The 7,422-nt window shown below is 67.3% G+C and carries 9 protein-coding genes; 5 read left to right on the top strand and 4 right to left on the bottom strand.

Annotated elements, in window-relative coordinates; all coding sequences use genetic code 11:
* Both AB0F88_RS43625 and AB0F88_RS43620 read right to left on the bottom strand, forming a co-directional pair.
* On the bottom strand, nucleotides 1-788 hold a 788-nt coding region (locus AB0F88_RS43625; protein WP_362698332.1), incomplete at its 3' end, for a non-reducing end alpha-L-arabinofuranosidase family hydrolase.
* 401 nt (nucleotides 789-1,189) lie between these two features.
* Nucleotides 1,190-1,939 (bottom strand): ATP-binding protein, encoded by a 750-nt coding sequence (locus AB0F88_RS43620; RefSeq protein ID WP_362698329.1) that lies wholly within the window; start codon nucleotides 1,937-1,939, stop codon nucleotides 1,190-1,192.
* 823 nt (nucleotides 1,940-2,762) lie between these two features.
* On the opposite strand from AB0F88_RS43620, the gene AB0F88_RS43615 reads away from it, so the two are divergent.
* From AB0F88_RS43615 to AB0F88_RS43600, 4 genes are all read left to right on the top strand, one after another.
* Nucleotides 2,763-3,584, top strand: coding sequence for a helix-turn-helix transcriptional regulator (locus AB0F88_RS43615; protein ID WP_362698326.1), 822 nt, complete (start codon nucleotides 2,763-2,765; stop codon nucleotides 3,582-3,584).
* Nucleotides 3,575-3,787: a DUF397 domain-containing protein gene (locus tag AB0F88_RS43610; RefSeq protein WP_362698323.1), complete on the top strand. Its 213-nt coding sequence runs from the start codon at nucleotides 3,575-3,577 to the stop codon at nucleotides 3,785-3,787. The genes AB0F88_RS43615 and AB0F88_RS43610 overlap by 10 nt, the downstream gene beginning before the upstream one ends.
* Before the next feature lie 427 nt (nucleotides 3,788-4,214).
* Nucleotides 4,215-4,880 carry a DUF433 domain-containing protein gene (locus tag AB0F88_RS43605; RefSeq protein WP_362698320.1) on the top strand — a complete coding sequence of 222 codons (666 nt, stop codon included), beginning with the start codon at nucleotides 4,215-4,217 and terminating at the stop codon, nucleotides 4,878-4,880.
* Complete coding sequence (locus tag AB0F88_RS43600; RefSeq protein WP_362698317.1) at nucleotides 4,813-5,367, top strand: hypothetical protein; 555 nt, start codon at nucleotides 4,813-4,815, stop codon at nucleotides 5,365-5,367. The genes AB0F88_RS43605 and AB0F88_RS43600 overlap by 68 nt, the downstream gene beginning before the upstream one ends.
* On the opposite strand, the gene AB0F88_RS43595 is transcribed toward AB0F88_RS43600, so the two are convergent.
* Entirely contained in the window at nucleotides 5,362-6,117 is a 756-nt protein-coding gene (locus tag AB0F88_RS43595; protein WP_362698314.1) for an MBL fold metallo-hydrolase, read from the bottom strand. The two genes, AB0F88_RS43600 and AB0F88_RS43595, sit on opposite strands and share 6 nt — an antisense overlap.
* Nucleotides 6,118-6,310: 193 nt before the next feature.
* Here AB0F88_RS43595 and AB0F88_RS43590 point away from each other — a divergent pair, with 193 nt between their 5' ends.
* Nucleotides 6,311-6,607, top strand: a complete 297-nt coding sequence (locus tag AB0F88_RS43590) for a hypothetical protein (RefSeq protein ID WP_362698311.1) — start codon at nucleotides 6,311-6,313, stop codon at nucleotides 6,605-6,607.
* Between the two features lie 108 nt (nucleotides 6,608-6,715).
* Here the strand turns inward: AB0F88_RS43590 and AB0F88_RS43585 are convergent.
* Nucleotides 6,716-7,422: PPC domain-containing protein (locus AB0F88_RS43585; RefSeq protein ID WP_362698308.1), on the bottom strand; the 707-nt coding region annotated here is incomplete at its 5' end.

Below are 7,422 nucleotides of genomic sequence, written 5' to 3'. Positions count from 1 at the left end.
AGCGAGGGTGCCACGGTGCCCGAGGACATGGTGTTCTGGCTGGCCGAGGCCATCTCCGAGTAGTTGGTGAACAGGCCGAAGTTCATCGACCCCCACCTCGTGCCGAAGTCGTGGGTGGTGGCGTAGACCAGCTGCTTGCCCTCATACGGGGCGACGGTGAAGTCCTTGAGCGAGACCCAGCCCGACTTCGGCTGCGCCAGCGGGCCGGACGAGGTCCACCGGTACGTCGAGGGAAGGTTGCAGGTACCGGTCGGCGTCGGGGTCGGCGTCGGCGTCGGGTCGGGGGTCGGCGTGACCGTGGGGGTGGGGGTTCCGGGGTTCCCGGTGCAGGCCACGCCGTTCAGGGAGAACGAGGCGGGCGACGGGTTGCCGCCGGTGTACGAGCCGTTGAACCCGAAGGCGGTGCTGCCCCCCGACGGGATGGCCGCGTTGTAGGCGACGTTGGTCGCGGTCACCGTCGAACCGGACTGGGCGGACGTGGCGTTCCACATCTGGGTGATCTGCTGGCCGCCCTCGAAGGACCAGGTCAGCCGCCAGCCGTTGACCGCGTCACCCAGGTTGTTGATGGTGACGCCGGCGCCGAAGCCACCCGGCCACGACGAGGTGACGGCGTAGTCGACCCGGCAGGCGACGGCCGCCTGCGCGGGCTGCGTGGCCACCAGCCCGGCCGCCGCCAGCAGGATCGGGATCGCGATGATCGTGAAGACGCGGCGTACGGCAGGTTGGGACGGCGCCGTCGGTGTGACGGCGGAAGGACGCGGTGTCCGCGTTCGCCAGGGCAGGCGCATGGGTGCTCCTCATCTTTTCGTCCAGCCGCTGTCGGGGACTGGTGCGGGTGGTGGCGTGCCGGGGGGTGCCGCCCAGGTGTACACGCGGGGCCAAGATCGTTGTTAGCGCTAACATTACGTTCGCCGACGGACTGCACCATTTCTCTGGCGAGAGATGGTGGTGGTGCGCGGAGCCAATACGATGTGGCCGATCCGCGTCAAGGCACGCCCCTTGGCCCTCTTCCCCGCGCTCGCGCCCCCGGTGGGCCTTCATCTGCCCTTACGGGCATCCGATCGCACCGTGCGAGATCGGCTCTGTGATGAAACGTTCAGCGATGGCGATGGTCTTCTGCCGTGCGCGGCCGTTCGACGCGGCGGCGAGCAGGCCGTGAACGTACGTCGTCGGATCCCGGACACCTGGTTCACGGAGTCGGCGAGGCGTCGTGTGACGGTAGGCGCCAGCGGGCCCAGACGGTTTTGCCGGGACGGTCGAGGAGGGGAGTGACGCCGTGGTCGTGGGCGAGGGCCCGGACGATGGCCAGGCCGCGACCGTGGACGGCCTCGGCGTCGAGGGCGAGGAGGCGGGGCTGCCCGGTTCCCCGGTCGGTGACCTGGAGCCGGAGCTCGTCCGTGCGGGCCCGCACGGAAAGCCTGACCACGGGCTCGCCGTGGACGATCGCGTTGGCGAGCAGCTCGCCGGCCACCAGGACGGCGTCGTCGACGAGGTGGTGCAGCTCCCAGGCGACGAGGATCTCGCGCACCATGGCGCGGGCCTTGCCGACGATCGGCAGGTCGTGCGGCAGGTCCCAGCAGACGGTCAGCGGGGCGTCCGGAGTCCGCGAGCCGTCCGGGGCCGGTGGGGTGTCCGGGATCTCGGGCATGGTCTCTCCTCGGGGAGGCGGTGGGCCGTGCTCGGCCTCGCGCATCAGGTCGCGTAGCTCGTCGGCGGTGCCGGCCCGCACGATCAGAGGTTCGGGAGCGGGCCAGATGGCGGCGGCGTGGAAACACCGGGTGCCGGGGCCGTACCAGACGGTCCAGGCGGGCTCGACCTGGTCGAGCCGCTCGGCGGCGGCGCGTTCGGCCGGATCCCAGGACCGGTGGTCGATCTGCGCGGTGGCCGCTCCGCGCCGATGCCGCCCGCCCTGCCGGGGCTGGGGGGCGTGTTCGTTCACGCCGTCGCTCCCTGCCGGTACGAGGTGTGCCTGCCGGAGGAAGTACGGGTGCTCGGAGGCCGTCCACGCCGGTACGGCCCGGCGACCGTGGCCACGGCCTGCTCCGGCCGCCGGTGCCGTCCCGGGGAAACCTCCGGAGACCGCGCGGAGAAAGCGACGGGAGTCATGGGGCCGGGGATCGGGCGGCCGGAGAGGTTGAGGCGGCGGCGGACGCTCATCCGGGCGTGAACCTGGGCGGGAGTGGGCTGCTCCCAATGGTGGTGCGCGCGGTGCGGAAGGCTGGCGGCCTCGTGCGCGTATGGGGGATGGCCGCACCAACGGCAGCCGAGCGGCATCGGCGGCCGGTTCGCGTGCCAACGCACCCTGATCGGCCTGGGGTTTCCTCTAGGGTTACGCATCAGATCGGACCTCCAGAGTCCGGTCGAGGGGCTTGTCATGGCGTGCCGCGCCGTGGCAGGCCCCGTTTGGTTCGGTGGGTTCGCCTTGAGAGGAGGCGACTCCGCAGGACTTACTCAGCGGTGACAGGTGTGTGTCCGGCAGAGGCGTGAGCCGCGACCGACATCTCCTTCTCCAATAAATCGACAGACACTTTCCACCCCCTTATCCGGACAAAAACAGTTTTTTCGATAGCCCGAGAAGAGAGCCCCTCGTGCGCGTTAAAGGGCCACTCCGGTAGCGTTTCCGCTGTCCCGGGCCACTTCACAGAGTGCCCCCGGATCGCTGCTTTGGGTATCGAAATCTGTGGCACATCAGTGCGACAGTTTGTGGAAAAGGTGTGTCATTCGTGTCGCGGTGTGGAATCCCATCGCCGGATGGAGTCGAAATGTTCACGAACTCCGAGCTCGACCCGACAATGAGTAATTTGGCTCTCTTCGGCGCTGAACTCCGTAAATACCGAAAAAGGGCAAAAATGACTCAGGATGAGCTGGCCGAGGTGACCCAGTTCAGCAGGAGTCTGCTGAGCTTCGTCGAGAGGGGCGAGCGCACACCCAGCCGCAACCTGGCACAACGCTGCGACGATGCCTTGGGGGCGGGTGGGGAGCTCGTCCAGTTCTGGGCGCACATCACCCATGCCGCGAGCCCCTGGTGGTTCCGAAGCTGGCTCGACATCGAGCCGGCGGCGCACACGCTGCACACCTGGGAGCCGCTCGTCATACCCGGCCTTCTCCAGATCGAGGAATACGCGCGGGCGGTTATTCGTGGAGAGCCCGGCATAACCGACGAGCAGACAGAAAAAGCCGTCGCCGCTCGGATGGAGCGTCAGGCGATCTTCGATCGCGCCGATCCTCCTCTGTTCCGGGCGGTGGTCGACGAAGGCGTGCTGTGCCGTCCGATCGGTGGCAGGGAAGTCATGCGCCGACAACTCGAACGCCTCACGCAGGCGATAGAGTCCCCGCGAATCGGTATCCAGATCGTTCCCATGGAGCTGGGAGTGACGACGGGAATCCTCGGCGGTTTCGTGATCGCTCAGCTTCCGGGGAACCCGGATATGGTGTATATCCAATCCGCGACCCAGGGAAGTGTGTCAAGTCGTCCGGAGGATGTGGAAGCCATCCACGCCAGATACGACGCCCTGCGCGCGGAGGCGCAGCCCCAGCGCGCGTCCGTCGAGTTGATCAGAAAGGCGGAGAAACTGTGGATCTGAGCGACGAACTCAAGACCGCGGCCTGGCGCAAGGCCACCAAGAGCGGATCTGACCAGGGAAACTGCCTGGAGGTCGCTCCGCTGTCGGGCGGCCGGGTGGGCCTGCGCGACACCGAGGCTCCCGACCAGGCGCCCTTCGTGGTGAGCGCGAGCGTGTGGGACGCCTTCGTCGACGGCGCCAAGAAGGGCGAGTTCGACTTCTGACTCCGCTCCCGGAGACAAGGAAGCCCTCGACCAGGTGGCCGAGGGCTTCTGACGTCGTACGGGCTATGCCACGGTGTATTCGACGTCGCCGAAGTCGGCCACGACGCGCAGCCGTCCCCGGGGTCGGTTTTCGGGGAGATCGAGAAGCAGCTGTGAGAGTGGTTATCGCATGAGGCCGCGCAGCAGGGTCGTACGGCGGCAGCATGCCGGAGTGGGCCGCGATCGTCTGAACCACGGACTCGCAGCTCGATCACGTGCGAAACTGTGCCGCGACCGACCGATGGGCGGGTTTTGCCAGTCGGGTCGTCCCATCATGATCTCCTCGCTGCCGACCGTAATGATTGCGGAAGCGGCGAGGCCCCCTGTCCGGTGATAGGCCGATCGGCGATGATGACAGCAGGCACGACAAGGGGAGGAGGCGAGCGACATGGACGACATCCGGACTCGGACGGGTCTGCTGAATCAGAGCGACGCCGCCCGCTTCCTCGATATCCGGCAGCAGACCTTCAACCGCTGGGCCAGAGGGTACGAGCGGGGGCGTCCGCTACTGCACGTTCTTCCCTCCGGCGACTCCCGGCAGGCGACTGTGCCGTTCGTCGCCATGGCCGAGGCCTATGTGCTGGACGCGCTCAAACGGGCCGGGGTGAAGCCGAACAGGATCCGGCCCGCCCTCCAGCGGCTTCGGCAGGAGTTCGGCCACGAGTACGTCCTTCTCGCTCCCGAACTGGCGACGGACGGCATCGACGTGCTGTGGGACTTCTCGCGAACGGAGGCCGGTGCGGGACTCATCGAAGCGCGGACGGGCCAGCACGTCATCCGGGAGATCGTCACCGACTATCTGGACTACGTGATCCGCGCCGAGGACGGATTTCCCGCCGGCCTGCGGCTGCGGAGCTGTCTGCCGTCGAATGTGGTGGTCGATCCACATCGGGCGTTCGGGCAGCCGATCTTCGCGGAGACGCGCACGAGGGTGTCCGAGGTGGCGGCCATGATGAAGGCCGGCGAGGAGCCGGAGGTGATCGCCGATGAGCTCGGAGTCACCCTCGACGACGTCAGGACCGCCACCCGCATCCTCCTGGGCCACGCCGCCTGAGTTCTACCTCGACGAGAACAGCGTCAGTCGCAGTGTCCGCAAGCTGCTGGCCGGGCTGGGTTACCTGGTGCACACTCCTGCGGAACTGTTCGGCTCGCGAGACGAGGCGCTGGGTGCCGCCGACGAGCGCTGGCTACCTCTGGTCGGGCAGCGAGGCTGGCTGGTGATCGCCTGTGACATCCGTATCTTCGAGCGCCCGCACGAATACGAGGCATATCTCAAGGCCAAGGTCGCGGTTTTCCTGCTGCCGGGCGAGTCGAGGATCGAGGAACGCAAAGGGTTGATCGCCTGCAATCTCTCGGCGATGTGCAGCGAGGCCAGCCAGCTTCGATCAGGTGTGTGGCGGCTGACCGCGCACGGTCTGGATCCCTACGAGGCTCCGGCCGCCAGAAAGAAGCGAGCACAGCGTCCGAAGACGATCGGCTGTGGGTTTTACCGCGAAACCCTCCGGCTGGATCTGCCGTCTCACATTCGGCCCGCCCTATGACGGCTTACGGGAAAGATCGATGGCGAGACCGGAAGTGGCGATGCCGATCTCGCCGTCGTATTCGGCCCCGGCTGCGGCTCGCGCGGCTGCGGCGTCCGTCCCCGGTTGCAGGTGAGTCAGCAACAGGTGTCGGACGTCGGCTTCCTTGGCCTGCCGGCCTGCCTGGCGGGCACTCGACAGGTTGCGCCGCGAATCCTCCGGGACCCGGTCCACATAGGTGGCCTCGGCCAGAAACAGGTCGGCGCCGCGCGCCAACTCCACCACCTCGGGGCTCGGGCCGGTGTCGCCGGTGTACGCGAGCACCCGATCGCCCGCCGTCAGCCGTACGCCGGCATTGGGCACCGAGTGCGGCAGCAGGCGGGTCCGCGCACGGAACGGGCCGATGTCGATCCGGTCGCCGGCGGTGAACTCGCGCAGGACATGGGAATCGGTCAGCATTCCCGGGCGGTCCAGCGCGAGCACCGCGTCCAGGGCGCCGGGCAGTGCGTACACCGGCAGGGGAGCCGGCGGATCGTCACGGAACGCGCGTGCCCGCAACAGCGGGTTCAGATCGGCGCAGTGATCGGGATGCCCGTGACTGACGAACACCGCGTCGACCTGATCAGCGGTGACCCGTTCCAGCAGCCGCGGCACCGTCGCGTACCCGGGGTCGACGAGCAGCCTGAACCCGTCGTGCTCCACGAGATAACCACTGCAGGCCTGGCCCGCTCCCGGCCACGCACCGCATCCGCCAAGGATTGTCAGCAGCATCCATGAACCCTACTTCCGGCTCGCCGACCATGGCGCGTCCGTGGGGGCGAGGGGCTTTCACCTTCCCAGGCCAGAGACGGTGCCGGGGTTTTCGAGGGCGATGACTGGCCACTGTCGGCCACGCTCGGTTGCTGGTAAATCACCAAGGGTATGTCGTGGCACGCTTCCAAACCCTAGCGAAAAGGTATTTCCTATGACCTTCTCCCGCACAACTATCGCCCGCGCCGCCCTGCTTCTGGCGGTTATCGCCGCACCGTTCATCATCCCGGCGACCGCGCACGCCGACAGCCACTACGTCTGCGCGGACGGCACCCGCTTCCAGCTCTCGGTGATGCTCGGCTACCACGTGCTGGCGACCCAGTGCACCGGCAGCGGAACCGAGGACCCGGTCACGATCACCATCACCTCCGGCTACTACGCGGGCGAGCACTTCTGCCAGCAACTCCTCGCCCACGGATCGGAACTGGTCAGCGGCCTGCAATGCACCTGAATCGGACAGTTCGCTGCTTCTTGATGTTCGTTGTCGTCCCAGCGGAGCTGGGAAACCGGGGCTGGGCGGGGAGCGAGAACTCTCGCTCCCCGCGACGTCGGGTTGGATTCAGCCGGTGACGGCTCCGGAGATGGTGCCGATCGCCGTACCGGATGGATCCACGAAGATCGTGTAGGTGCCGGTCGCCGGAAGGGCGAGATTCGGGAAGCTGAAGCTGGCAGCGGGGCTGCTATTGCTGGTCAGCGTGGTGCCGTCGGGTTTGCGGACGATGAAGGACGTGCTCCCGTAGGTGTTTCCGGTCAGCGTGACCGTGACGGTCTGGCCCGCTGCGCCGGAGAAGGTGAAGCTCGCGTTCTGGCCGGGGCTCGTGGTGGTGACGGGGCGGCTGCCGCCGTTGACCGTCAGGGCGGTGGTGGCATTCGCCGGGACCTCGGTCAGCGTCATCGTCAGCGCACCGACGGCTGCTTCCTGCCCGTCCAGAAGAATCGTGTACGTGCCGTCCACGGGAAGGACCGTGGTGTCCCACTGGCAGGAGGTTCCGCAGGCCTGATTACTCTTCAGTATTGAGCCGTCAGGATTTTTGAGCGAGACCTTGGCGTCGTACAAGCTGCTGAACGTTCCGCCCGTGAAACGGAGGTACACCCGCTTGTTTGCGGTGCCCGGGAACTTCCACATACCGTCCTGGCCGGGTGAGGCGAGGGTGATGGTGGAGGCGGGGGCGCCGACTGTCACGTTGTTGGTGATGTATCCGGTGTTGATGTGTGCGGTGAGTGCTCCGGTGTAGGCGGCTTCGGGGATGAGGGCGACGGTGTAGG

Origin of the sequence: Streptosporangium sp. NPDC023963 (assembly GCF_040639135.1) — a bacterium.
Classification (GTDB): Bacteria; Actinomycetota; Actinomycetes; order Streptosporangiales; family Streptosporangiaceae; genus Streptosporangium.
This window is presented reverse-complemented; position numbering and strand designations above follow the sequence as displayed.

Excerpts from the sequence above, each read along its gene's own strand:
- AB0F88_RS43615 (WP_362698326.1), top strand. The coding sequence starts at position 2,763 with ATGTTCACGAACTCCGAGCTCGACCCGACAATGAGTAATTTGGCTCTC.
- AB0F88_RS43605 (WP_362698320.1), top strand. The coding sequence starts at position 4,215 with ATGGACGACATCCGGACTCGGACGGGTCTGCTGAATCAGAGCGACGCC.
- AB0F88_RS43600 (WP_362698317.1), top strand. The coding sequence starts at position 4,813 with ATGAGCTCGGAGTCACCCTCGACGACGTCAGGACCGCCACCCGCATCC.
- AB0F88_RS43595 (WP_362698314.1), bottom strand. The coding sequence starts at position 6,117 with ATGCTGCTGACAATCCTTGGCGGATGCGGTGCGTGGCCGGGAGCGGGC.
- AB0F88_RS43590 (WP_362698311.1), top strand. The coding sequence starts at position 6,311 with ATGACCTTCTCCCGCACAACTATCGCCCGCGCCGCCCTGCTTCTGGCG.